Source organism: Cloacibacillus porcorum, assembly GCF_001701045.1.
In the GTDB taxonomy this organism is placed as follows: domain Bacteria; phylum Synergistota; class Synergistia; order Synergistales; family Synergistaceae; genus Cloacibacillus; species Cloacibacillus porcorum.
Genome location: NZ_CP016757.1, coordinates 1,928,997 through 1,953,680 on the forward strand (window position 1 = coordinate 1,928,997; position 24,684 = coordinate 1,953,680).

17 protein-coding genes and 2 tRNA genes are annotated in these 24,684 nt (G+C 57.7%); 14 read left to right on the forward strand and 5 right to left on the reverse strand.

All coding sequences use genetic code 11. From position 1 onward, the window contains the following. Positions 1 to 143: 143 nt before the first annotated feature. The 4 genes from BED41_RS08635 to ygfK all read right to left on the reverse strand — a co-directional run bounded on the left by BED41_RS08635 (position 144) and on the right by ygfK (position 6,035). Positions 144 to 219, reverse strand: a tRNA-Glu gene (locus BED41_RS08635). A gap of 15 nt (positions 220 to 234) precedes the next feature. Further along, positions 235 to 308, reverse strand: a tRNA-Gln gene (locus BED41_RS08640). A 59-nt stretch (positions 309 to 367) separates the two neighbouring features. Next, positions 368 to 2,953, reverse strand: coding sequence for a selenium-dependent xanthine dehydrogenase (gene xdh, locus BED41_RS08645; protein WP_066744896.1), 2,586 nt, complete (start codon positions 2,951 to 2,953; stop codon positions 368 to 370). A 40-nt stretch (positions 2,954 to 2,993) separates the two neighbouring features. Then, positions 2,994 to 6,035, reverse strand: coding sequence for a putative selenate reductase subunit YgfK (ygfK, locus tag BED41_RS08650; protein WP_066744900.1), 3,042 nt, complete (start codon positions 6,033 to 6,035; stop codon positions 2,994 to 2,996). Positions 6,036 to 6,335: 300 nt separating this feature from the next. Here ygfK and BED41_RS08655 point away from each other — a divergent pair, with 300 nt between their 5' ends. The 4 genes from BED41_RS08655 (at position 6,336) to ygeW (ending at position 10,829) form a co-directional block, all read left to right on the forward strand. After that, complete coding sequence (locus BED41_RS08655; protein WP_066744902.1) at positions 6,336 to 6,980, forward strand: helix-turn-helix transcriptional regulator; 645 nt, start codon at positions 6,336 to 6,338, stop codon at positions 6,978 to 6,980. Positions 6,981 to 7,005: 25 nt separating this feature from the next. Beyond that, the gene (gene dpaL / locus BED41_RS08660) at positions 7,006 to 8,220 is read left to right on the forward strand and encodes a diaminopropionate ammonia-lyase (RefSeq protein ID WP_066744903.1); all 1,215 of its coding nucleotides are present in this window, start codon (positions 7,006 to 7,008) and stop codon (positions 8,218 to 8,220) included. Positions 8,221 to 8,261: 41 nt separating this feature from the next. Beyond that, positions 8,262 to 9,572 (forward strand): YgeY family selenium metabolism-linked hydrolase, encoded by a 1,311-nt coding sequence (locus BED41_RS08665; protein WP_066744904.1) that lies wholly within the window; start codon positions 8,262 to 8,264, stop codon positions 9,570 to 9,572. A gap of 63 nt (positions 9,573 to 9,635) precedes the next feature. Next, a complete protein-coding gene (ygeW, locus tag BED41_RS08670; protein WP_066744906.1) occupies positions 9,636 to 10,829 on the forward strand; it encodes a knotted carbamoyltransferase YgeW in 1,194 nt (397 codons plus the stop codon). Positions 10,830 to 11,203: 374 nt separating this feature from the next. Here ygeW and BED41_RS08680 read toward each other — a convergent pair whose 3' ends face one another. Then, complete coding sequence (locus BED41_RS08680) at positions 11,204 to 14,206, reverse strand: ATP-binding protein (protein ID WP_157102309.1); 3,003 nt, start codon at positions 14,204 to 14,206, stop codon at positions 11,204 to 11,206. A gap of 244 nt (positions 14,207 to 14,450) precedes the next feature. Here BED41_RS08680 and hutU point away from each other — a divergent pair, with 244 nt between their 5' ends. From hutU to BED41_RS08730, 10 genes are all read left to right on the forward strand, one after another. Beyond that, the gene (gene hutU / locus BED41_RS08685; protein ID WP_066744912.1) at positions 14,451 to 16,469 is read left to right on the forward strand and encodes a urocanate hydratase; all 2,019 of its coding nucleotides are present in this window, start codon (positions 14,451 to 14,453) and stop codon (positions 16,467 to 16,469) included. Positions 16,470 to 16,600: 131 nt separating this feature from the next. Further along, entirely contained in the window at positions 16,601 to 17,278 is a 678-nt protein-coding gene (locus BED41_RS08690; protein ID WP_066744914.1) for a class I SAM-dependent methyltransferase, read from the forward strand. Positions 17,279 to 17,314: 36 nt separating this feature from the next. Beyond that, entirely contained in the window at positions 17,315 to 17,608 is a 294-nt protein-coding gene (locus tag BED41_RS08695; RefSeq protein ID WP_066744920.1) for a YciI family protein, read from the forward strand. A gap of 35 nt (positions 17,609 to 17,643) precedes the next feature. Next, a complete protein-coding gene (locus BED41_RS08700; RefSeq protein ID WP_066744925.1) occupies positions 17,644 to 18,447 on the forward strand; it encodes a gluconate 5-dehydrogenase in 804 nt (267 codons plus the stop codon). A gap of 176 nt (positions 18,448 to 18,623) precedes the next feature. Then, positions 18,624 to 19,487 (forward strand): branched-chain amino acid ABC transporter permease, encoded by an 864-nt coding sequence (locus BED41_RS08705; protein ID WP_084002364.1) that lies wholly within the window; start codon positions 18,624 to 18,626, stop codon positions 19,485 to 19,487. 10 nt (positions 19,488 to 19,497) lie between these two features. Then, the gene (locus BED41_RS08710) at positions 19,498 to 20,400 is read left to right on the forward strand and encodes a branched-chain amino acid ABC transporter permease (protein ID WP_066744927.1); all 903 of its coding nucleotides are present in this window, start codon (positions 19,498 to 19,500) and stop codon (positions 20,398 to 20,400) included. After that, on the forward strand, positions 20,393 to 21,169 hold the full coding sequence (locus tag BED41_RS08715) for an ABC transporter ATP-binding protein (protein WP_066744928.1): 777 nt from the start codon (positions 20,393 to 20,395) through the stop codon (positions 21,167 to 21,169). The genes BED41_RS08710 and BED41_RS08715 overlap by 8 nt, the downstream gene beginning before the upstream one ends. Beyond that, positions 21,150 to 21,854, forward strand: coding sequence for an ABC transporter ATP-binding protein (locus tag BED41_RS08720; protein ID WP_066744929.1), 705 nt, complete (start codon positions 21,150 to 21,152; stop codon positions 21,852 to 21,854). Before BED41_RS08715 ends, BED41_RS08720 begins: the two co-directional genes overlap by 20 nt. Positions 21,855 to 21,875: 21 nt before the next feature. Beyond that, positions 21,876 to 23,033 carry an ABC transporter substrate-binding protein gene (locus BED41_RS08725; protein WP_066744930.1) on the forward strand — a complete coding sequence of 386 codons (1,158 nt, stop codon included), beginning with the start codon at positions 21,876 to 21,878 and terminating at the stop codon, positions 23,031 to 23,033. Positions 23,034 to 23,380: 347 nt separating this feature from the next. After that, positions 23,381 to 24,613, forward strand: coding sequence for an MFS transporter (locus BED41_RS08730; RefSeq protein ID WP_066744933.1), 1,233 nt, complete (start codon positions 23,381 to 23,383; stop codon positions 24,611 to 24,613). The last annotated feature ends 71 nt before the right edge of the window (positions 24,614 to 24,684 follow it).

The window sequence follows — 24,684 nt, forward strand, 5'->3', positions numbered from 1 at the left end:
TATAGTTTTATGTTAGCTATTTGAACTTTTTTGGCAATGTTTTTATGCGGGAAGCCAAAATCCCCTATTTGCGGGTACTGCGCCGCCGCATTGCGGAAAATAGAAAAGGACCGCTGCTAGAGCGGTCCTTTTCTATTTATATTTGGCAGTCCCTAGGGGATTCGAACCCCTGTTAACGGGCTGAGAACCCGCCGTCCTAGGCCCCTAGACGAAGGGACCACATCACGATGATAGTGGCTGGGGTACAAGGATTTGAACCTCGATTACCTGATCCAGAGTCAGGCGTGCTGCCGTTGCACCATACCCCAATTGGGCCGAACGGGGAATATTATATAGGAATTTCAGATATTGTCAACAGGGAGGATTTTTATTTTTTCTTCCTGCTGTAGGGCGTATCTTCCAGCGGCAGCTTCGTGCGGAAGATATGGTCCACCGCATAATAGGCCCCCGCAACGGCAGGCGCGGTCGGGATGGTGCTGATCTCCCCGATGCCCTTCGCCCCGTAGGCGACGTCTAGCAGCTCTTCCTTCTCAACATAGATCGCTTCAATGTCCGGTATCTGGTTGGACCGCATCAGTCCCAAGGTACCGTACTTATTCTGCGGCACGCAGTCCTTCAGATCAAAATTCTCTGTCAGCGCATACCCCAGCCCCATCAGCACGCCGCCCTCGATCTGGCCCTGTATCGCGATAGGATTGACGACCTTTCCCGAATCGTGGGCGGCGTAGACCTCTGATACACGCCTGTCTTTGTCAAGGACGACGACGTGCGTCGCAAAGCCGTAGGCTACGTGGCTCTTGGGATATGGCTTCTTTGAGCCGAGCGGGTCGGTCGGTTCGAAGTACTCCGCGAAGAATTCACGCCCTTCCAGTTGAGAGAGGTCACCGCCAACTTCGCGCATCGCGTCGCTGAGCTCCGCCGCCGCCATGCGCACCGCCTCGCCGGTGATCAGCGTCTGGCGCGAGCCCGAGGTCGTCCCCGAGTCCGGGGCCACCTCGGAATTGCTGCCGCGGTTCCTTATCTCGCCGCGCCCCAGGCCGGTTGCCTCCGCCACCATCTGCACAAAGACCGTCGCGCATCCCTGGCCGATGTCGGAGGCCGCGGCATAAATCTCCACGATCCCGTCGTGAACGGCGAGCTTGGCGCGCCCCTTGTCCGGAAGCCCCACGCCAACACCGGCGTTCTTCATCGCGCAGGCAATCCCCGCATGTCCGGCGTTTTTCTCATATACCTCGCGCACAGCCTCCAGCGTCTCTTTGAGCGCCGTCGAGCGGTCCGCTATCTGTCCGTTTGGCAGTACTTTTCCGGGCTCGATAGCGTTGCGGTAACGTATCTCCCAGGGGGAGATACCCACCTTCTCCGCGAGCAGGTTGATGGTAGATTCCAAAGCAAACTCGCTCTGGCAGACACCAAAGCCGCGAAAGGCTCCCGCCGGCGGGTTGTTGGTGTAGTATCCGAATCCGCGGATGTCGGTGTTCTGGTAGCAGTATGGGCCCACGGAATGGGTGCAGGCCCGTTCAAGCACAGGGCCGCAGAGCGACGCGTAGGCCCCCGTGTCAAAGTATATCTCACAGTCAAGCCCGGTAAAGATACCGTTCTCGTCGCAGCCGAGCGTGAAACGCCCCTCCATCGCGTGGCGCTTGGGGTGGAAGGCGATCGATTCGCTGCGGGAAAACTTTACCTTCACCGGCCGGCCCACGGAGAGCGCCGCCAGCACGGCGATGTGCTGCGCGGAGACGTCCTCTTTGCCGCCGAAGCCGCCGCCGACAAGTTTATTCTCCACCACAATACGCTCCGGCTCCCAACCGAGCATGATAGAGATCTCTTTGCGAGTATCGTAGACGCCCTGGTCCGAGGTATAGACCTTTACGCCGTCTTTGTAAGGGAAGGCGAGGGCGCACTCGGGCTCGAGGAAGGCGTGTTCCGTGAAGGGCGTGCTGTAGCTCCGGGTCACGACGTATTTCGATTCGGCCAGCGCTTTTTTGGCGTCGCCGCGCGTAACGTGTCTTGACTGGCAGAGGTTGCCCTTTTCGTGGACCAAAGGCGCGCCGGGAGCCTTAGCCTCATAGACGCTGCGCACCGGCTCAAGCTCCTCATAATCGATCTTAACGAGCTTTTTCGCCCGCGCGAGGATATCCTCATTTTCCGCGATGACAAGGCAGATAGCGTCGCCGACACAGCGCGTCACGCCGCCTTTGGCGATCATAACGTCCCAGTCCTGCTGGATGTGGCCGACCTTATTATTGGGCACGTCCTCCGCTGTAAGCACGCCGAGCACTCCCGGAAGCGAGAGCGCCTCCGAGACGTCGATATCAAGGACGCGCGCCCGCGGATATTTTGAGCGGACGGCGGAGGCATGGACCATACCCTCCATCACCACGTCGTCGACATATTCGCCGTAGCCGAGCACCTTCTCGCGCACGTCGATGCGGAAAGCCCGCTCTCCGACGCCAAAGTCGCGCCCGTCTTCAAGTTTTTTCTCGATTACGGCCTCGCCGCGCAGAATCGCGGCGGCAAGTCCGATACCTTCAATAATTTTTTTATAGCCGGTGCAGCGGCAGATATTCCCTACGATCGCCTGCTTTATATCGTCCTCCGCAGGATTGGGGTTATGGTCGATAAGCGCCTTGCCGGCCATCACCATCCCGGGGGTGCAGAAGCCGCACTGAACGGAACCCATCGCGCCAAAGGCGTAGACGAAGGCCTCTTTCTCCCTTTCGCTGAGCCCCTCCGTCGTAACAATGGATTTGCCTGCCGCCCTTTTCGTCGACAAAACGCAGGAACGCACCGCCTTTCCGTCGACGATGATCGTACAGGTGCCGCAGGCGCCCTCGCTGCAGCCGTCTTTTACCGAACGCAGCCCCAAATCGTCGCGCAGAAAGCGAAGCAGGGGCTTATCCTGCGCCGTCTCATATACGTTTCCGTTCACGGTAAAACTGTATAGCTCTCCCATTTTATCTTCCCCTTTTCTCAGCAGTCAGGGTGAAAATTTTCTATTCCCTCTCTATTCCGTGAAAAGATGTCAAGCAAAGCTGCTCCTCCGCGGCAGTGATCAGCGAGAGCACCTCTGCTGGCAGTTTTGCCGCAAGCTCCTCTCTGCCGCCGCGGTATACGGTCCCATTCAAACGCACCAGATAGCCCTCCGCAGCCGCCGCGTAGCCGGAATTCGCGCTGTCGGCGAAGTCCCGTTCGGTGGCAAAGTAGGTAAATTTATCCTTATAGGGGGCGCTCTTCCAGGGGCAGAAGGTCTCGCAGTTGCCACATTCGTTGCACATCAGATCCAGATGTATTATCTGGGGGCGCCCCGCCGCGTCCGTCACCACCGCGTTGGCGCGGTTCGGACAGACGTCCGCGCAGTTTTCGCAGACGGTGGAACACTCAAGACAGCGTTTCGCCTCTTCACTCGGCTCTTTGGGAGCGGCGATGATCCCCTTCTTGACGATGGCCGCTTCGGCGCTGCCGCTGTCGGTATGTGCAGTTCCGCCGACCGTTAGCCCCTCGGCAGCGGCGATCGCGTCGGCGGCCGCCCTTGCGTCGGCGATCGCCTCGACCACCGTCGCGGGGCCGCGGCGCGCGTCGCCGATAACATAGACGTTGTCCGCGCTCGCGGCAGACGCATCCGCAGGCTTGCCCCCTGCGGCGCTCACCGACATATCGCCGCCGCACACAACGCGGCCCCTGGCGTCTACGGCTAATCCGTTGTCCGTGAAGAATTCGCTCTCCACCTCTTCGCCGACCGCCGTGATGACCGTATCAGCCGGTATCTCGACGGCCTCATCGGTCTCTACGGGGCGGCGGCGTCCCGAGGCGTCGGGTTCGCCCAGCGTCATACGCACACAGAGGAGCGTGCCGTCGCGGAAGGCCTTCGGCGCGAGCAGTTCGCGGAAGACGACGCCCTCTTTCAGCGCCAGTTCAAGCTCTTCCAGATCCGCCGGCATATAGGCCTTGGTACGGCGGTAGATGAGGCTCACCCTCTGCACGCCTAGGACCCGCTTCGCGGCGCGCGCGGCGTCCATCGCCGTGTTGCCGCCGCCGATTACGGCCACATATTCTCCCAGCTCCCCGCACTCGCCCTTTTTATATCTCTCGAGGAAATCGAAGACGTCGGTCGTCTCCCCCTCTTTGAGCTCTAACTTTCCATGCTTCCAGGCGCCGTTGGCTATTATCACATATTTAAACCCTGCCTCTTTAAGTTCCGCAACGCTACGGCGAGGGGCGTTCGCGACAAACTCCGCCCCATAGGCGGATACTATCTCCAGATCCCTGGCCACCGCCTCAGCGCCGATACGGAAATCGGGGATGATGCGGCTGACGACTCCGCCGAATATGGGGCTTTTTTCAAATACTGTCGCCTTGATGCCGCTGCGCCCGAGGAAGTAGGCCGCCGCCATCCCCGCCGGGCCGCCGCCGATAACCGCGGCCCTCGCGCCGCTCAGCGCGGCGGGGCGCGGAAGCGCCTTCATGGCCTCGGAGAAACCCTTTTCCGCGCAGAGCAGCTTGACGGAGCGTATCTCCACGGACTCGTCATAGAAGCTGCGTGTGCAGCGGCTCATGCAGCGGTGGCTGCAAATCGTGCCCGTGATAAAGGGCAACGGGTTTTTGTCGAGGATCACGGCAAGCGCCTCGCCGTAGCGTTCCTCTCCCGCAAGCCTGATATATTCCGGCACATCCTGTTTTATAGGACAACCCTCTTCGCAGGGCGCAATGAAGCAGTCGGTCAGGGGAACGGCCCTTTCTATCTTCCTGTTCGGGGCGGCTTTCGCCGGCTTCCGGTACTTTTTATCAAGCGACGCCCGCGCGGAGAACTTTTCAATCTTTTCGTTGTCCACCCCGCGGAAGGGTTCGCAGCCGCGCGCGGCATATTCGTCGGCAAGCTGCTTCACCCGCTGGTAGCCGCCCGGCTTCAAGAGCGTAGTCGCGACCGTCACTGGCCAGATACCGGCGCCGTAGAGTTCCGCGATGTTCTCCGCGTCGGCGCCGCCGGACCACGATATACGCAGCGCTCCGCCGAAATCCTCGGAAAGACGGCGCGCCACCTCGAGCGTCAGCGGGAAGAGCGCGCGCCCGGACATATACATCTCGCCGCCAGCCATTACGTCGTTGGGATTATCCACCGGGAAGGTGTTCGTCAGCTTCACGCCGAATCCAAGGCCGTTCGAGGCCGCCTTTTCCGAGAGACGCCTTATCATCGGCACCGCGTCCGCGTACTGCAGATCGTCAAGGAAATGATGGTCGTCGAACTTCATGTAGGAAAAGCCGAGTTCGTCCATCTTCGTGCGGGCATATTCATATCCTAGTAGCGTCGGGTTGCATTTAATGAAGGTATTGAGCTTTTTCTCGTCTAAAAGATAGGAGGCTATGCGCTCTATCTCCTGCGGCGGGCAGCCGTGCAGCGTTGAAAGGGTTATGGAGCCGCAGACTGCCGGGGAGATAGCCTTGACGTAGCTTTCGTCGATATTCTTAAAATATTTCAGATTCGCGAGCGTCCAGGCCTCGCAGTCCCTCCAGGCCTCGGTTTTGCGCGCGTCTTTGAGCCCCTCTATAAAAGAATCTATCTTCTCTGATTTGATGCCATCGAGGTCGTATCCTACGCTCATATTGAACATGAAGCCGTCGGGAGCGCCGAGTGAAAATTCCTTTGAGATCAGCTTCAGGATGTACCACGCTTTGACATATTCGCCAAGCGCCTGTGACACGCGCAGTTCGGTGGACCATTCGACGTTGTAGCACTCGTCGCGCGCGTCGATACAGGGCTTCTCGACGGGCAGATCCTCCCCGTCGAGCGTCTGTACGGTCTTCAATTCAAAAAAGCGCGATCCGGCGAAATAGGCGGCGACGATATTCTGCGCCAGCTGGGTGTGCGGCCCCGCGGCGGGGCCGAAGGGCGTTTCGATCTTCTCTCCGAGAAAATTCAGCGCCGCGCCGTCAGCCTTGTAGGGAAAGCGCACGCCAAAGACGCCTTTGTCCTTCTTCATATCTTCGAGAATCCACTTCATTAATATCCCAAAGGGGATGGGAGTCATTCGGTCGCTCATGCCAGAAACCTCCTGTGATATGGTTGTATTGACGCTAACATATAAAAATTTTTTAGATATCGGCATTTTATGTCATGTAAAACGGCATAAACCTGTCATTATTATTTTGTGCTTCAATCTGTTTAACCTGATTCTAGCACATATAAAATGAAAAGCAATAGATTCGTCAAAATTTTTTTTAGAATTTCAAAAAATTTTTTAGAAAAACCCTTGACTAGGAAAATTATTGTGATATATTCAGTACATACAAACGACAGAGGTAATTGTAAAAATTAGGTCAACTCGAAAGTAGATGATTACATGCAGGATACAGCATCCGTAGACTTCATGAAACGACTTGCAAAGGGGCTTGCCGCTCAGTTCGGCGAAGACTGCGAGATCGTCATCCATGACCTTGAGTCGGAGAATAAGGATAATACCATCATCGCCATCGAGAACGGACACGTAACCCACCGCGAGGTCGGCGGCGGGCCGTCGCATATCGTCCTTGAGTCGCTCAAGGCCCCTGCCGAAAAGCTTGAGGATCATTACGACTACCTAACAAAGACCTCTGACGGGCGGCTGATAAAATCTTCTTCTATATATATAAAGAACGACGAAGGGAAGCCGGTAGGAATTTTTTGCGTCAACTACGACATCACCAAGTTCGCGATGGCCGAAACCACAATGAAGAGTTTCCTGCACGTCGCGCCGCAGAGCGAAGAGCCGGAGCGTATCCCGCAGAACGTCAACGAGCTGCTCGACGAGCTGATCGACAACGCCGTGCGCCACGTCGGGAAGCCGGTGCCGATGATGAAGAAGGCCGACAAGATAAAGGCGGTCCAGTACCTCAAAAATAACGGCGCCTTCCAGATACTGAAATCCGGGGACCGCGTCTGCAAATTATTCAAGATTTCAAAATTTACACTTTACAACTATATAGACTCTACAGATACAGAAAGTTAATTTATCTTACGGAGGAGCGGCTGATATGAATAGTATCAAGTGGATCGAGAACAAGATGCCCAAGACAGAGGACAAAGAGCTCGAAATAATGGCTCTTTGCAATGTGAAGGCCGCGCGCGCCTTCCATGAAAGTTTTCCGCAATATAAGGTGACGCCGCTGGCGGAGCTGAAAGAGCTCGCGAAGTTTTACGGGATTAAGGACCTCTTTATCAAAGACGAATCCTACCGGTTCGGGCTCAACGCCTTTAAGGTGCTCGGCGGCTCATTCGCGATGGCGCGCTACATTTCAAAGCTGACCGGACGTCCGATAGAGGAGCTCACCTACGACGTGCTCACCTCCCCCGAACTCAAAAAGGAGACCGGCGATATCACCTTCTTCAGCGCCACCGACGGCAACCACGGGCGCGGCGTCGCCTGGGCGGCCAACAAGCTGGGGCAGAAATCGGTGATCATGATGCCGAAGGGCTCGCAGGAGGCCCGCTTTGACAATATCCGCAAAGAGGGCGCGGTGACGACGATCGAAGAATTAAATTACGACGACTGCGTACGCAAGGCTGCGAAGGCGGCGGGCGAAACACCGGGCGGCGTGATCGTCCAGGACACCGCCTGGGAGGGCTACGAAGAGATTCCCGCCTGGATCATGCAGGGTTACGGCACGATGGCGATGGAGGCCGACCAGCAGTTCTCGGAGGCGGCGAAAGAGGCCCCGAGCCACGTATTCGTCCAGGCCGGCGTTGGCTCGCTGGCGGGCGCGGTCGTGGGTTATTTTGCAAACAGATATCCCGAAAATCCCCCCACCTTCGTGGTGGTGGAATCTGACCAGGCAGACTGCCTCTATAAATCGGCCTGCGCGGGAGACGGCGGCATCCGCATCGTCGACGGCGACATGCAGACGATCATGGCGGGCCTTGCCTGCGGCGAGCCCAACACCTCATCGTGGCAGATACTGAAAGATAAGGTTGCGGTCTTTGTCTCAGTCCCCGACTGGGTGGCGGCCAACGGCATGCGCGTACTCGGCGCGCCGCTCGCGGGAGATACCCGCGTAGTATCGGGCGAATCGGGAGCGGCGCCCGCGGGCTTCCTCTACTCGCTGATGACGGACGAAAGCCTCGCGCCGCTTCGCGAAAGGCTCGGCATCGATGAAAAATCACGGATACTCCTCTTCTCCACCGAGGGAGATACCGATCCGGAAAATTACCGCCGCGTCGTCTGGGACGGCGCCTGCGCCAAAGAGCTTTAAGTATTAAAAAATATAAAGATTTGAAGACGGAGGGAACAGTTATGGATTTCAAGGCGATCAAAGAGGCATCAGAGAGTTACAAGGCGGATATGACAAGATTTTTACGCGACCTCGTGGCTATCCCCGGCGAGAGCTGCGGCGAAGAGGGCGTAATCAACCGCATCGCGCAGGAGATGGAAAAGGTCGGATTTGACAAGGTGGAGATCGACCCGATGGGCAACGTTCTCGGCTACATGGGCAGCGGCAAAACGCTCATCGGCTACGACGCCCATATAGACACCGTAGGGCTGGGAAAGCTTTCCAACTGGAATTTTGATCCCTACGAGGGATACGAGAGCGAGACGGAGATCGGCGGACGCGGCACCAGCGACCAGCTCGGCGGCATCGTCTCCGCGGTCTACGGCGCGAAGGTCATGAAGGATCTCGGCCTGCTCTCAGACAAGTACCGGGTGGTCGTCACGGGAACGGTACAGGAAGAGGACTGCGACGGCCTCTGCTGGCAGTACATAATCAACGAGGACAAGGTCCGTCCGGAGTTCGTCGTCTCCACCGAGCCGACCGACGGCGGAATCTACCGCGGGCAGCGCGGCCGCATGGAGATACGCATCGACGTCAAGGGCATCTCCTGCCACGGTTCGGCCCCCGAGCGCGGCGATAACGCGATATATAAGATGTCCGACATCCTTCAGGACGTACGCGCCCTGAACGAGAACGACGCCGCCGACGACAAAGCCGTAAAGGGCCTTGTGAAGATGCTTGACGAGAAGTACAACCCCGAATGGCGTGAGGCGAACTTCCTTGGCCGCGGCACGGTTACGGTATCCGAGATATTCTTCACCTCGCCGAGCCGCTGCGCCGTCGCCGACTCGTGCGCCGTCTCCCTTGACCGCCGCATGACCGCGGGCGAGACGTGGGAGAGCTGCCTCGACGAGATCCGCGCGCTTCCCGCGGTGAAAAAGTACGGCGACGACGTGGTCGTCTCCATGTACGAGTATTCCCGCCCCTCTTACAAAGGGCTGGTCTACCCAATCGAATGCTACTTCCCCACCTGGGTCATCCCCGAGGATCACAAGGTCACCAAAGCTCTGGAAGAGGCCTATAAAAACCTTTACGGCAGCGCCCGTATCGGTACGGAAGAGACCGCAGAGATGAGAAAGGCGCGCCCGCTGACGGACAAATGGACCTTTTCCACGAACGGCGTCTCCATAATGGGACGCAACGGCATTCCCTGCATCGGTTTCGGACCCGGAGCCGAGGCGCAGGCCCACGCCCCCAACGAGAAGACCTGGAAGCAGGACCTCGTCACCTGCGCCGCCGTATACGCCGCCCTGCCAACGCTGTACTGCAAGTAACAGAATGACCGCTTAGGCACGAACACGAATTTTACGTCTATATAAAATTAGGAGGATAATAAAATGTCACTTATGGAAAAATACATCGGCGCACTGAACAATCTGAATTTTGGCGATATGTACAATAACGACTTCTTCCTCACCTGGGAAAAGACGCGCGACGAACTCGACGCGGTCTTCACGGTAGCCGACGCGCTGCGCACGCTCCGCGAGAACAACGTCTCTTCACGCATCTTCGACAGCGGCCTCGCCATTTCGCTATTCCGCGACAACTCGACGCGCACCCGCTTCTCCTTCGCCTCGGCCTCTAACCTCCTCGGTCTTGAGGTGCAGGATCTCGACGAGGGCAAATCTCAGGTGGCGCACGGAGAGACAGTCCGCGAAACGGCGAACATGATCTCCTTCATGGCCGACGTCATCGGCATCCGTGACGATATGTACATCGGCAAGGGCAACGCCTACATGCACCAGATCGTCAACGCCGTCAAAGAGGGCTTTGAGGACGGTATTCTTGAACAGCGCCCGACGCTCGTCAACCTGCAGTGCGACATCGACCATCCGACACAGACGATGGCAGACACGCTCCATGTCATCCACGAAATGGGCGGCGTAGAGAACCTCAAGGGCAAGAAGGTCGCGATGACCTGGGCCTATTCACCGTCATACGGCAAGCCGCTCTCAGTGCCCCAGGGAGTCATCGGCCTGATGACGCGCTTCGGCATGGAGGTCGTTCTCGCCCATCCCGAGGGATATGAAGTGATGGAGGATGTCGAAGAGGTGGCGAAGAAAAACGCCGCGGCCTCCGGCGGTTCATTCCGCAAGACCAACAACATGGCCGAGGCCTTTGAAGGCGCGGATATCGTCTATCCCAAGAGCTGGGCGCCATTCAAGGCGATGGAAAAGCGCACCAACCTCTACGGAGCGGGGGATTTCGACGGCATCAAGACTCTTGAGAAGGAGCTCCTCACGCAGAACGCGAACCATAAGGACTGGGAATGCACCGAAGAGATGATGAAGAAGACCAGGAACGGCAAGGCGCTCTACCTCCACTGCCTGCCCGCCGACATCACCGGCGTGAGCTGCAAAGAGGGCGAAGTGGCAGGCTCGGTATTTGACCGTTACCGCGTGCCGCTCTACAAAGAGGCCAGCTTCAAACCCTACATCATCGCCGCGATGATCTTCCTCAGCAAGATGAAAGATCCGCAGGCCGCGCTCGCCGCTCTCGAAGCAGGCAGACGCGCCCGCCTTATGAAATAAAAAAACAGATCCTTCCTCAAGAGGCAGGCGGCCTTCGCGAAATGCGGGGCTGCCTGCCTCTTTTGTTTCGCCTTTAGCCAAAAACGACGAAAAACAATTATATTTTATAAAACAACGTTACAAAGAGGAAGAATAGATACAATGAGAGATATCGGCCTCCGGTCACTGTTGCCGCTGTGCTCACTGAAAAGCAAGAGATTTGCGGAAAAGTGTTTTGACACGGTGTGCAGAGACCGTTCGCCCTTTGATGTGGAAGAGGGAGAAGTGCAAAATATGGAGGATCGTACCCAACGGCGAGTTTTGGCGCGTGCAGGAATCCGTGACAAAGCAGATGATCTTTGATCCCTCGGATTCCCACTACATTGAAAATATCCCTAAAGCCCGAACTCTTTTCTGATACGCTCCGCGCGGAATTCCGCGCCAAAACCGCCGTAGAGTTTGACGGCCGCGCGGGCGTAGTCCTCCCACGGCCGGTCAAGGCAGCCGTTCACCGCGGCGGATGACTGCGCCGCAAGCCTGCCGACCCAGCCCTTTGCCATATACTGCGCGGCACACCAGCTCTTTTTGCCGATCGCGGAGAGAAAGTCGGCCTTTTTCAGAGAGGCCGCCGCCTCGTCAAAATCTCCGCGCCGCGCGTCGCAGATCGCTTTAAGGCTGTAGAGAAGCGAGCTGCAGTGGCCGCCCCGCGAGCTCTCAAATAGGGAGACGCCGTCGTCTATATGGCGGGCGGCAAGCTGCCAGTCGCCAAGGTCAATGGCCGTATCCGCTGCGTGGGCGCAGAAATGGCTGCGGCCCCAGAAGAGCTTCGCCCTGCGGCAGCGTTCGATGCAGTATTCAAACTGCGCCATCGCGTAGGCGCTCTCCCCGCGCCACTGGCGCATCTCGCCGATGTAGCAGTGAGGCGCGAGCAGGCTCAGAGTGTAAAACTTTCCGGTAAGCTCCAGCCCCTCGAATACCGCTATGGATTCGCGGAATATCTCCTCCGCCCTCTCGTAGTTCCCATCGATAAGGCTGGCCATGCCGATCAGCCGCAGCGCGAGGCCGACATGGTTCTCCTTTTGCAGCCGCCGCGCAAGGGCAAGTATCCTCTCTCCCGTTTCCGAGAGCTCCCTGCTCCTGTCGGTCTGCAGATAGTGGTGCGCAATATCCTCCAGGCAGTGCATGGCGATCTCGTCAAATCCGTCCGCGCCGGCGATCTCCAGCGCGGAGTCCGTCAGACGCCGCCCCTGTTCGTATTCGCCCCAGTTGATCTTATAGCCGCCGTACATTTCAAGATAGGAGGCCTCCAGGCGGCGCAGCTCCGATTCATCCGATATCTCCTCCGCGCCGCAGCTCTGCAGTATCTCGCCTATGCGGCGGAACTTCGCCTCCGTCTCCTCCCTGTCGCTGAAGGGAAGCGAGCATTTGAGCAGGACGGAGTCCCGTATCATCGGAAAGAGAATATGATTCAGATTTATATGGAAGCTCATCTCCTGCAAATGCTGTTCGAGCACCGCCTTCTTTTCACCGGCCATGCTGTGATGGTGGCACAGCATCGCGGAGAGCGCCGGGCTCCATATATGCGGCGAATAGTGGCGCTTCAGGATACCGGCGATGCGCCGGTGCAGCTGCTTTCTCTTAAAACCGGGAATGGCATTGTAGACGCACTCGCGCACATTGACATGGAGAAAGTCAACGCCGTAGTCGTCGTTTTCCTTCACCTCGCAGATCAGGCCACGGCGCAGCAGCTCCTCCGCCGCGGAGGTTATCTGCTCCGTCTCCGCCTCAAGAAGCATGGCGATATCCTCTATCGCGGCGGGAGCGCCGAAGACCGAGAGCGCCGAAAGCATTTCGCGCTGGAGCGGCTCGAGTTCGTCCATCCGGCTCATGATCAGCCCGCGCAGGCCGTCGCGGCACTCGGCGCCGCTGTTGTCGCGCAGCATCCGCACCATTTCCGCGAGAAGCAGCGGCATTCCCTCGCTTTCGCGCATGAAGTAATCCGCGCCTCTGGCCTTAACCACCTCATCGGAGATGAAGGTTCGGCAGAAGCGCAGCACCTCTTCGCCGTTGAACGGCTGCAGGCGCATATGCAGAAAATCCCCAACGGGGACCGATTTAATGTTATAGATCATCTTGATTATCCGTTCAGAGCTCTCGGGACGGCTTGTCATAAAGACCGCCGCCGGTACGCGGAGCTCAGGGAGAAATACGCGCAGCAGGCTGAGCGACTGCTCGTCAAACCAGTGCATATCCTCAAAGATAAAGAAGAGCGGCTTTCCCCTGTAGAGGCGCGCCGCGAGGCCGGCAAGCACCTTTCCCACCGCGAAGACGTCCCGCTCCTGGATGAGCGGCGTACCGCGGCTCTCTTCGTCGGAGATGCCGTAAAAGTGGCGCGATAAAAGGGACAAAGCGGCCGTCTCGACCGTCAGGTTTTCCTCCCGCAGGCGTTCGACGAGGCGCACGGCGATATTATTCCACGAGGAATAGGGGAATTTTTCGCCGACGGACATCGGGCAGGCGGTAAAGAGCTCGCCTCTCTCCCCGGCAAGGAGCTCCGTGACGTAATTGACGAGCGCGGTCTTCCCCACCCCCGCCTCTCCGTGGATGAAAAAGAGCGTCGTTCGCCCTCCCGCGGCGCTGAGAAGGTCAATTATCTTCCGCACCTCTCTCTCGCGGCAGCAAAAATACTGCCCATCATGTCCGCCCGCGCGCGGCGTCTCTTCGGCAAGCTCCCGCGCCAAACGCCGCAGCCGCGGCCCAGGTTTCACGCCCAGCTCGCCGTCCAGTCTCTCGCAGAAGGCCCTACAGAGGGAGAGGGCCTTGACCGCCGCTCCCTGTCTTATATAGAGCTCCATCAGTCCGGCCATGCTCTCCTCGTCGTAGGGGTCAAGCCGGAGCAGCGCCGAAAGGAGCTCCATACGGCTATCCTCCGTCACTTCTCCCTCAAGAGAGGACAATCTTTTCCGCAGAAGGAGAACGGTCTCGTCGCGTATCCTCCGGCGCGCGCCGTCAAGCCAGTCGCTGAAATCGGGCGAATCAACCGATTCAAAGCCGCAGAGAGGCTCCTCAAAGAGCGCGGGCGGTATCGCGGCGGCGGCGCTTGAGATATCCAGCTCCTCCAGGTCGGTGACGAAGTCCGTCAGGCTGAGATAGCCGCGCTCGGATACAAAGTTATGAGGCAGAGCCTTCCGCAGCAGATAGAGGGCGTTGCGCAGGTTCCCCGAGGCCTGCCGCTCGCCGCGGTCCCCCCAGAAGAGGCACTTCACCCGCTCTTTGTGACATCGCCCCTCAAGGGCCAGGTAGAAGAGAATGGCCTCCGCCTTTTTGAAGGGCATGGCCATCCGTCCGCCATCCTGTTCTATATAGGCCTCGCCGAGAAGATGCAGCTTCAAACTCAACCGTTTTTCCTCCGTCTTAAAAATATTATTCGCCCACGATTGGATTTTTATTTTCCGCCGTCAAATGAATATAAAATTTTTGTCAAAAACGTCGAAAACCCGTTTCGCGCAAAAAATAAAGGGATAAAATCCACCCCTTTATTTTACACAAATTTTATACGCGGGGGCTAGATTATAAACAGCAAAAAATAAAACAAAAATCTTCCGCGCATCCGCCGCGGAGGAATAACAGGAGGAGACAGAGATGATGGACAACAGATCGCTCGAAAACGCAATGAAGGTTAGGCTGGAATTTCCCGACGGACTGCCGCCCAAGAAGGAGTTTGACCAGCGGTACCGCCGCGCGCCGAACCGCGTCTACACGCTAAACGAAAAGGAGACGGTGCTCGCGCTGAAAAACGCCCTGCGCTATATCCCCGAGGAGTATCACGCGGAGATCGCCCCCGAATTTCTCGAGGAGCTGCGCACGCGCGGACGTATCTACGGCTACCGTTTCCGCCCGGAGGGAAAGCTCTGCGGCAAACCCATCGGCGAATACAAAAGCGGCTGCATTGAGGGCAAGGCCTTTCAGGTGATGATCGACAACAACCTCGACTTCGACGTCGCCCTCTATCCCTACGAGCTCGTCACCTACGGCGAGACGGGGCAGGTCTGCCAGAACTGGATGCAGTATCTTCTGATAAAGAAATACCTTGAGATCCTGACGCCGGACCAAACCCTCGTCCTTGAATCGGGACACCCGCTCGGCCTCTTTAAATCCTCCCCCACCGCGCCGCGCGTGATGCTCACCAACGGCCTGATGGTCGGCATCTTCGACAACCAGGAGGAGTGGCACCGCGCGATGCAGCTCGGCGTCTCCAACTACGGGCAGATGACCGCGGGCGGCTGGATGTACATCGGGCCTCAGGGCATCGTCCACGGCACCTACAACACCATCCTCAACGCGGGCCGCATCAAGTTCGGCGAGGGCGGCGACGGGCTGAGGGGACGTCTCTACGTCACCTCGGGCCTCGGCGGCATGAGCGGCGCGCAGCCGAAGGCGGCGGACATCGCCGGCTGTGTCTCGATCACCGCCGAGGTGGACTGGTCGCGGATAGAGACGCGCCACGAACAGGGCTGGGTGAGAAAGATCGCCAAGACTCCAGAAGAGGCCTTCAAAATGGCTAAAGATGAGATGGACAGAGGCGAGGTCGATTCGATCGCCTTCTACGGCAATATCGTCGATCTCCTCCAGTACGCCGTCGACCATGATATTACCATCGACCTGCTCTCGGACCAGACCAGCTGCCACGCCGCCTACGACGGCGGATACTGCCCCTGCGGCGTCACCTTCGAAGAGCGCACCAGGCTGCTGAAAGAGGAGCCGGAAAAATACAGAGGACTTGTCGACAGCTCGCTCCGCAAACATTTTGAGCTGATAAAGATCCTCGTCGACCGCGGCAGCTACTTCTTCGACTACGGCAACTCTTTCCTGCGCGCCATCTACGACGCGGGAGTTACGGAGGTGGCGAAGAACGGCACGGACACGCATGACGGATTCATCTTCCCGAGCTACGTCGAAGACATCATGGGACCGCTTCTCTTCGACTACGGATACGGCCCCTTCCGCTGGTGCTGCCTCTCTAGAGATCCGCAGGATCTGCACAAGACCGACATGGCGGCAATGGCCTGTATCGATCCCGACAGGCGCTTCCAGGACCGCGACAACTGGGCCTGGATACGCGATGCTGAGAAAAACAAGCTCGTTGTCGGCACCCAGTGCCGCATTCTCTACCAGGACGCCGAAGGGCGCATCCGTATCGCTCTTAAATTCAACGAGATGGTGCGAAACGGCGAGATCGGCCCCGTAATGCTCGGACGCGACCACCACGACGTATCGGGCACCGACTCCCCCTATCGGGAGACGGCGAACATCAAAGACGGCAGCAACATCATGGCCGACATGGCGACACTCTGCTACGCGGGCAACGCCGCGCGCGGCATGAGCCTCGTCACGCTCCACAACGGCGGCGGAGTGGGAATAGGAAGGGCGATCAACGGCGGCTTCGGCCTCGTGCTCGACGGCTCATACCGTGTTGACGAGACGATAAAGAGCGCGATGAACTGGGACGTGATGAGCGGCGTCGCCAGACGCGCCTGGGCGAGGAACGACGGCGCGCTCGAGGTCTCGGCCTCCTTCAACGGCAGCCGCACGGGACAGCATATCACTCTGCCCTATCTCGCGGACGAAGCGTTTCTTACGGAGCTTGTGACAAAACACTAAGATACATCGGCGGGGGCCGGGTCCACATAACGGAGCCCGGCCCCGCGCCTTATATCGCACCCGTTACGGTGAAGCCGCGGCGGACAGCAGGCGGCGATGAGAAAACAGCTTTTGGGAGGTAAGGAGACAAAGTGGCGAAGATAAATTATTACGCAGAAAACCTGCATTCTGAGCGGCTGCGCCAGGTATACGAGACGGAGCTGCCGCGGGTCGCCGAATATCTGGAAAGGGAGATAGACTTCGTGCGGAGCCATCTGAAAAAGAGTGACTGCGTCCTTGAAATTGCCGCCGGATATGGCCGGATCATGAGGGAGATCGCGCCCGGTGTCAAAAGTGTGACCGGCATCGACATTTCGGAGAAAAACGTCGCCTACGGAAAAAACTATCTCAAGGATGTAACGAACGCCGAGCTTCTGGTTATGGACGCGCACCGCCTTGATATGCAGGAGCGTTTCGATGCCATATTATGTCTGCAGAACGGGCTGTCCTCCGTAAAGGCTGACGATCCGGAGGCTTTCGTCATAAAGATGCTGAAATCGCTGAAAAATGGCGGGACCGCCCTTTTCAGCACCTACCATGCGAAATTCTGGGAAGGCAGGCTGGCGTGGTTCAGGGAGCAGGCCGCCAAGGGGCTGCTCGGCGAACTGGATATGGAAAAAACGAAAGAGGGCGTCATCGTCTGCAGAGACGGCTTCCGCGCGACGACCCACCGGCGCGAAAGACTTGAAATGATCGGACGCGCAGCGGGATACGAGTGGCAAATATTTGAGGTGGACGATTCGAGCCTGTTTCTGGTGATCAAAAAATAATATCCAAGTAATACATCGTGAAGGAGGGTCTTCGCCATGTTCATGGTCATCACAAAATATGTCAAGGATATCGAAGAGGTGGACCGCTGGCTGCCGGCGCACTCCGCCTTTCTCGACAGGTATTACGCGCGTAAGAAGGTCATCTTCTCCGGACGCCGAAATCCGCGCACCGGCGGCGCGATACTTTTCAGAGTAGATGAGAGAGCCGAGCTGGATGCCATACTCGCGGAGGACCCCTTCAGAATAAACGGCGTAACGGAATGCGAGGTCTGCGAGATCATCCCGACAAAATACGACGAGGCCTTCGCCATATTCGCCGAGAGGACATAGGACAGTAACTTTTCCTTATAAAGGAGGCGCGAAAGATGAACGGCGGAAAGCTATTCTCACTTGAGGGCAAAAACGCCTTTGTCACGGGCGGAGCGCGCGGCCTCGGCTTCGCGATGGCCTGCGGGCTCGCCGAGGCGGGCGCGGCGGTATTTTTTAACGCGAGGAGCGAAAAGTCCGTCGCCGAAGGCCTGACGGACTACCGGCGCAGGGGCGTCGAAGCACGGGGATATCCGTGCGACGTCACCGATGAAGAGGCTGTCGCGGCGCTTTTCTCCAATCTTTGCGGCGAATACGGTGCGATAGATATTCTCGTCAATAACGCCGGAATAATCAACCGCACGCCGATGACGGAGATGAGCGCGGAGGAGTTCCGCCGGGTAGTCGATACAGACCTCACAGGCCCCTTTATCGCCGCAAAGGCCGTGATCCCGCTAATGATCAAAAGGGGCGGCGGAAAGATAATCAATATCTGCGGCATCATGAGTGAAGTCGGCAGGGAGACCGCGGCGGCATATGCCTCCGCGAAGGGCGGCCTGAAGATGCTCACAAAAAATATTGCCGCGGAATATGGCGGCTGCAACATTCAGTGCAACGGCATCGGCCCCGGCTACATGGCGACCGCGCTGAACGAGTCGCTGCGAGAAAAGATGCCGGACGGTACGATAAATCCCTTCGACCGCTTCATCCGCGCCCAAACCCCCGCGGGACGCTGGGGCGACGCGGCGGAAGATCTGGCCGGACCGGTCGTCTTTCTGGCCTCCAAAGCCTCGGATTTTGTAAACGGTCAAATATTGTATGTAGACGGCGGCTTTCTGTCATACCTAGGACGAAGCTGCTGAATAACCGCTGGCATAAAGAACATGGTGTTAATTAGAACATGTTTCAGAAATTTTAGAATCGTTATTTTTGATTTATAAAATTAAGTTAATTAGACATTTAATCAGTTTACATTTATAAATACGAGGCTTAAAATATATACATCACCTAATCCTTCATATGAGGGGATGTTTTGCATATGGAATTGTTTATCGAACAGTTTCTGAACGGTTTGGGAGCCGGCGCCATGTACGCTCTCATAACTCTTGGCCTCGCTCTCATTTACGGGGTCATGAAGATCCTCCACGTCGCGCATGCCTCCGTCTACACCGCCGGAGCCTACATGGGGCTCTATATCTTCCTGTCGACGGGCAGCGTGCTGATCGCGGTGATCGTGAGCATGGCTTTCTGTTCGGTCCTCGGAGTGCTCATAGAGCGTTATATCTATTACCCGCTGTTGAAATACCCGCCATATGTGCCTCTGATAAGCAGCATCGCGCTGCTCATCGCGATCGAGGAGTTCTGCCGCCTTGTCGCGGGACCCGAGGTTCGCACCTTTCCCGCCGCGCTGCCCTTCCCATCCGCGGTGGTCTGCGGTGTGACCATCTCTTCCACGCTTATGGCCGTCTACTGTCTGACGGTGATAATTCTTATCGCGTTATGGCTGCTGATGACGAAGACCGAGCTCGGACTTGCCATGAGGGCGGTCGCGCAGGATATGGAGACGGCGGCCTCGCTCGGCGTCAACACCCAGCGTACGGTGGCGCTGACCTTCGTCATCGGTTCGGCGATCGCGGCGATCGCCGGTATCCTGATGGGCATCTATTACAATCAGGTCTATCCGATGATGGGCGAGGTCCCCGCCTACAAGACGCTGGCGCTGATCGTCGTGGGGGGCATGGGCTCGGTTCCCGGAGCGGTGCTCGCCTCGCTGCTGCTCGGCCTTGGCGAGACCTTCCTCATCGGCTACGCGAATATTCCTCTGCCGCGCGACGCGCTGGCATTCATCGCAATGATAGTCATCCTCATGTGGAAGCCCACCGGGCTCCTCGGAAAACGGTAGGTGCGGCATCATGGACAGCTATATACTGAACGTAGCGACACAGATAATAATACAGGCGATAGCGGCCTACGGCCTTAACGTCATTGTCGGCAACGCCGGACAGATATCTCTCGGCCACGCCGCCTTCGTTGGCATCGGTGCCTATTCCGCGGCGATGCTGACCACCGCTGCCGGATTCACCTTCTGGCAGTCGCTGCCGATCTCGGTGATCATCGTCGCGGCCGTCGGCCTGCTCTGCGGCCTGCCAAGCCTGCGCGTCAGGGAGGACTTCCTCGCCATCACAACGATCGGCATCAACTTTATCGTGGTGGCGATATTCCAGTACACCCCCGCGCTGGGCGGCGCTCTTGGCATCGGCGGCATTCCCCGCGCAAGGTTCTTCGGCACCGTGCTCAAAGCTCCGGGGTATTTCGCGCTCTGCCTCGCCTTCCTTGTGCTGGCGATGGCCGTCTGCCGGTTCTTTACCTGTTCGTGGAGCGGGCTCTCCTGTTTCGCGGTGCGCGAGGAGGAGACGGCGGCCTCCAGCATGGGAGTCTCTCCCGTACGCGCCAAGCTGACGGCTTTCGTCCTCGGCACGGCGCTCGCTGGGCTCTCCGGCGTGCTCTACGCGCACTATATGCGTTTCATCAGCGCGGACTCCTTCACCTTCCCATTTTCCGTGACGCTGCTTTCGATCGTCGTCGCCGGCGGGCTCGGCACCTTCTGGGGGCCGCTGGTGGGAGCCGTCATTTTGGGAATCCTGCCGGAGGTTTTCAGACCTCTCGTCAATTACAGGATGTTCCTCTACGCCATGCTGCTCCTGCTGATGATACGCTTCATGCCGGGCGGCATCCTCGGCGGTTCTACGATGATGTCCCTGAAAAATCTGACGGCCGGCAGGAAAGGCCCGAAGGGGGGCGCCAAAGTTGAGTGAGGTCATTCTTGAGGTCAAAAATCTGTCGATAAATTTCGGCGGCCTTAAAGCGGTCGATGATGTGAGCTTTGAAATAAAACGCGGCGAAATACTGGGCCTTTTAGGGCCCAACGGAGCCGGAAAAACAACCTGCTTCAATATGATATCCGGGGTCTATAAACCTACAGGCGGCGAGATACTTCTCAACGGCATGAGGACAAACGGATTTCCGCCGTACAAGATGGCGATGCTCGGCGTCGGACGGACCTTCCAGGTGGTGAAGCCCTTCAGCGAGCTCTCCGTCCTGGATAATGTGATCGTCGCTCTGGGAATGATGAAATACGGCAGCTTCCGCCTCTCGTGGAGATTCTGGAACACCGCGGAGAGCCGCCTGCGTGCGATGGAGATATTACGGCGGGTCGGACTGGCGGACAAGGCTGAGCTCAAGGCCGCGCTGCTGCCCCTTGGCAACCTGCGTAAGCTGGAGATCGCCAGAGCCCTCGCCCTCGAGCCGAAGCTGCTGCTTCTCGACGAATGTTTCTCCGGCCTGCGCTACGAGGAGATAAAGGCCACGGAGGAGCTGATAATGAGAATCCGTGAGGACGGCGTCTCTGTGCTGTTCATCGAGCACAACATGCGCGTGGCGATGGGCCTCTCCGACCGGATAGTGGTGCTCGACCACGGGCGCAAACTTGCGGAGGGACTGCCTGCCGAGATAAGCGCCAACCCGGCCGTTATCGAGGCATATCTTGGAAAGGGGGACTGCGCCGATGTTGCTGAGCGTCAGTGACCTGCGCGTCGCCTACGGCGATATTGAGGCGGTACACGGGATAAGTTTCGAGGTCGCGCAGGGCGAGCTTGTTTCGATAATCGGCGCGAACGGCGCCGGCAAGACGACGACGCTGCGCGCGCTGATGGGGCTCCAGCCGCTGCGTTCCGGCAAAATAATCTTTGAGGGCAGGGACATCACCAGCCTGCCGGCGCACAAAAGATCGGCGCTCGGGATAAAGATCGTCCCCGAAAGGGCGCGCTGTTTCCCGCAGCTATCCGTCTACGAGAACCTCAAGATGGGTGTCTACGGGATGCAGTCAAAGCTCGCGGGAAAACTTGCGATGATCTATGAACTATTTCCCATACTAAAGGAACGTGGCACGCAGCTCGCGAACACCCTTTCGGGCGGAGAGCAGCAGCAGCTTGCGATCGCCCGCGCCCTCGTATCCGACCCGAAGCTGCTGCTTGTGGACGAGGTCTCCATGGGGCTGATGCCCAAGCTGACGGAACAGGTATTCGAGGTGCTGCGCTCGCTGAACAGAGACAAAAATATAACGATACTGCTCGTGGAACAGAACGCCCTCGCCTCCCTGCGCATCTCCGGCAGGGGATATGTGCTGGAGACGGGACAGATAAACATATCGGGTTCAAGCGCCGAACTCCTCGCCGACAGGCGGGTGAGAGAGGCGTATCTAGGCGCATAAAAAACAGGAGGTAGTGATATCATGAGAAAAAGTTTCAGCGTTTTAATTGCGGCGCTCGCTCTTGCGCTCATCGCCTTCACCGGCGGCGCGATGGCGGCGGATACGATCAAGGTCGGCATGCTCGCCCCTCTCACCGGTTTTGCTGCGGCTGACGGATTCAGCGTCTACGAGTCCGTGAAGATCGCCGTTGACAAAGTAAACAAAGAGGGCGGACTGCTCGGCAAGAAGGTCGAACTTGTCTGCTACGACGACGCGGCCGACCCGAAGCAGTCCGTGCCGCTGGCGAACAAGCTCATCGGCCAGGACGGAGTCGTCGCCTTTGTCGCAGGCTCGTACAGCCTTCCGACAAGAGCTGTCTCCACAATATTCAACGACGAAGAGATCCCGCTCGTCTCGGCCTACGCCCTGCACCCCGATATCACAAAGGGCGACTACACCTTCCGCAACGGATTCCTCGGTACGGTAGAGGGCAAGGGCGCGGCATACACGGCGGTCAAACTCCTTAAGGCAAAAAAGATCGCCCTCATCGTCAGCGACAACGACTTCGGCACGACCCTTGCCCAGGGATTCGACGAATATCTCGCGAAGCACCCGGAGGCAAAGATAGTGTCACAGCAGAAGTACCCGATGAGCGAGAAGGATTTCAAACCCTATCTTTCCAAGATGAAGGCGGCCAATCCCGACGTGGTATTCTTCAGCGGCTACTACTTTCAGGTGGGCCCGGCGATGAAACAGGCGCAGGAGATGGGCATTAAAGTACAGTTCATCGGAGAAGAGGGCGCCGACTCCCCGAAGACCACGGAGATAGCCGGCAAGGCGGCCGAGGGACTCATCATCGTGACCAACCTCAACCGCGACGACAAACGCAAAGAGGTGCAGGAGTTCCTTGCCACGTACCGCAAGCTCCATAAGATTGAGCCCGACATGGTCGGAGCCTCGGCGTACGACGCCTTCATGCTGCTTGCGAACGCCATCAAGCAGGCCAAAACGACCGATGGTCCCGCTGTAGCCAAAGCTCTCGCGGCGACGAAAAACTACGACGGCCTCACCGGACTGATCAGCGGCTTTACCCCCGAGGGCGAAGTCGTCAAGCCGGTGCAGATACAGATAGTGAAGGACGGAAAGTTCCACTATTACGGAGTGGTAACCGATAAGGACATCGTAACGCCCAGCAAGTAGAAAAAACCGTAAAGAAACTGCCCTTTTTGCCAACTGCAATTACTTTGGCAGCAGGCAAAATCAGGGCGGCCATTCACAAAATGCAAAGCAGAACGGGGATATCATCTGAAACGGTGATATCTCCGTTCATTTTATGAAAGAAGAGCCGGGCTTCGTATATAATGGCGGCAATATGCTCTTAGGTGGACGAAGCTCAATATCACAGGCGGAGGCCGTCAAAGACGGATAAATCTTGTGAAATATGCCTTATCCGTGAAGGCCGCCGCATAACAGAAAACGCGGAGCGTTTTCCTGCCAGACGGCCGGCGTCGTTTCCTGATGCGTATGGATTGCGAGGTGCAAGCGAGATGGACTTAAAGAATAATGAGATAACGGCTAATAACAACAGATGGAAAAAGGAGATATTCCTCTTTCTCATCAGCCAGAACCTCTCCATGTTCGGCTCCTCCGTGGTCGGCTTCAGCATCATCTGGTATATAACGCTCAAGACCTCCTCCGGCAGCTGGATAACGATATCGACGATCGCGGCGCTGACGCCGCAGATATTTATCTCGCTGTGGGCAGGCGTTGTCGCCGACAGATACAGCCGAAAGATGATCATCATGCTTTCGGACGGATTCACGGCGCTCGCGACCCTCGCAGCCTTCGCCGCCTTTCACGCCGGTTTCGAGAGCCTGACGCTGCTTATCGCGGTCTCATTTTTCCGCTCTATCGGCGGCGGCTTTCAGTCGCCCGCGGTCAACGCCCTCTACCCACAAATAGTCCCGGCGGATCAGCTGGTGAGAATAAACGGCATCAACCAGACGCTGAACAACATACTGCTGCTGATCTCCCCCGCCGTTGGAGGCTTCATTCTCGGTACGATGGGAATAAAATGGACCTTTCTCATAGACGTTAGCACCGCCCTCCTGGCGATCGTCATTATGGCGGCGATCAGGGTAAAGGCGCAGCCACGGAAAACAGCTCCTAATGGAAGCATCATCGCTGAACTGAAGAGCGGCGTCCGCTACACGCTGGACAACCCGCTTTTGAAGACCATCACGATCTGCTACGCCGTCAGCTTCATCCTCATCACACCAGCTGCCTTTCTCTCGCCGCTTATGGTGGCGAGGAACTTTGGCGGCGAAGTCTGGCGGCTCACCGCTAATGAAATTTTCTGGACCGCCGGTTCTCTGCTCGGCGGCGCCTATATCGCCTGGAGGGGCGATTTCCACGACAAGGTGGCTGTGATCGCCGTTTCGCTCGCGGGCTTTGGCATAATTTTCACATTGATGGGGCTCACAAAAATATTCTGGGTATTCCTGGCCCTCGACTGCGTCGCGGGGATATTTCTTCCCTTTATGATCACGGCGCAGACGGTGCTGATACAGACAAACACCGACGAAAGCTACATGGGCCGCGTCTTTTCCCTCCTGCAGTTCGTATCTCAGGGCGTCATGCCGCTGGCAATCCTCTGTTTCGGACCGCTGGGCGATCTGGTTGATATCCGGTATATCATCATTGTCTGCGGTCTGCTGGAGGCGCTATGGGGAATCTGGTTCAAGCGGGCCGCCGGACGGGCCCAAAAGCTTGCCTCCTGAAGAGGCCAATATGCAAAAGGGCCGCAACGGATGACTGAATATCCGCTTCGACCCTTTTTGATTCTGTTATA

What these genes read in the sequence shown, in the direction of transcription:
- ygfK (WP_066744900.1), bottom strand. Translation starts at nt 6,035, where the DNA reads ATGAGCGACCGAATGACTCCCATCCCCTTTGGGATATTAATGAAGTGG.
- BED41_RS08695 (WP_066744920.1), top strand. Translation starts at nt 17,315, where the DNA reads ATGTTCATGGTCATCACAAAATATGTCAAGGATATCGAAGAGGTGGAC.
- ygeW (WP_066744906.1), top strand. Translation starts at nt 9,636, where the DNA reads ATGTCACTTATGGAAAAATACATCGGCGCACTGAACAATCTGAATTTT.
- BED41_RS08720 (WP_066744929.1), top strand. Translation starts at nt 21,150, where the DNA reads ATGTTGCTGAGCGTCAGTGACCTGCGCGTCGCCTACGGCGATATTGAG.
- dpaL (WP_066744903.1), top strand. Translation starts at nt 7,006, where the DNA reads ATGAATAGTATCAAGTGGATCGAGAACAAGATGCCCAAGACAGAGGAC.
- BED41_RS08665 (WP_066744904.1), top strand. Translation starts at nt 8,262, where the DNA reads ATGGATTTCAAGGCGATCAAAGAGGCATCAGAGAGTTACAAGGCGGAT.
- xdh (WP_066744896.1), bottom strand. Translation starts at nt 2,953, where the DNA reads ATGGGAGAGCTATACAGTTTTACCGTGAACGGAAACGTATATGAGACG.
- hutU (WP_066744912.1), top strand. Translation starts at nt 14,451, where the DNA reads ATGATGGACAACAGATCGCTCGAAAACGCAATGAAGGTTAGGCTGGAA.
- BED41_RS08705 (WP_084002364.1), top strand. Translation starts at nt 18,624, where the DNA reads ATGGAATTGTTTATCGAACAGTTTCTGAACGGTTTGGGAGCCGGCGCC.
- BED41_RS08700 (WP_066744925.1), top strand. Translation starts at nt 17,644, where the DNA reads ATGAACGGCGGAAAGCTATTCTCACTTGAGGGCAAAAACGCCTTTGTC.
- BED41_RS08730 (WP_066744933.1), top strand. Translation starts at nt 23,381, where the DNA reads ATGGACTTAAAGAATAATGAGATAACGGCTAATAACAACAGATGGAAA.
- BED41_RS08655 (WP_066744902.1), top strand. Translation starts at nt 6,336, where the DNA reads ATGCAGGATACAGCATCCGTAGACTTCATGAAACGACTTGCAAAGGGG.
- BED41_RS08725 (WP_066744930.1), top strand. Translation starts at nt 21,876, where the DNA reads ATGAGAAAAAGTTTCAGCGTTTTAATTGCGGCGCTCGCTCTTGCGCTC.
- BED41_RS08710 (WP_066744927.1), top strand. Translation starts at nt 19,498, where the DNA reads ATGGACAGCTATATACTGAACGTAGCGACACAGATAATAATACAGGCG.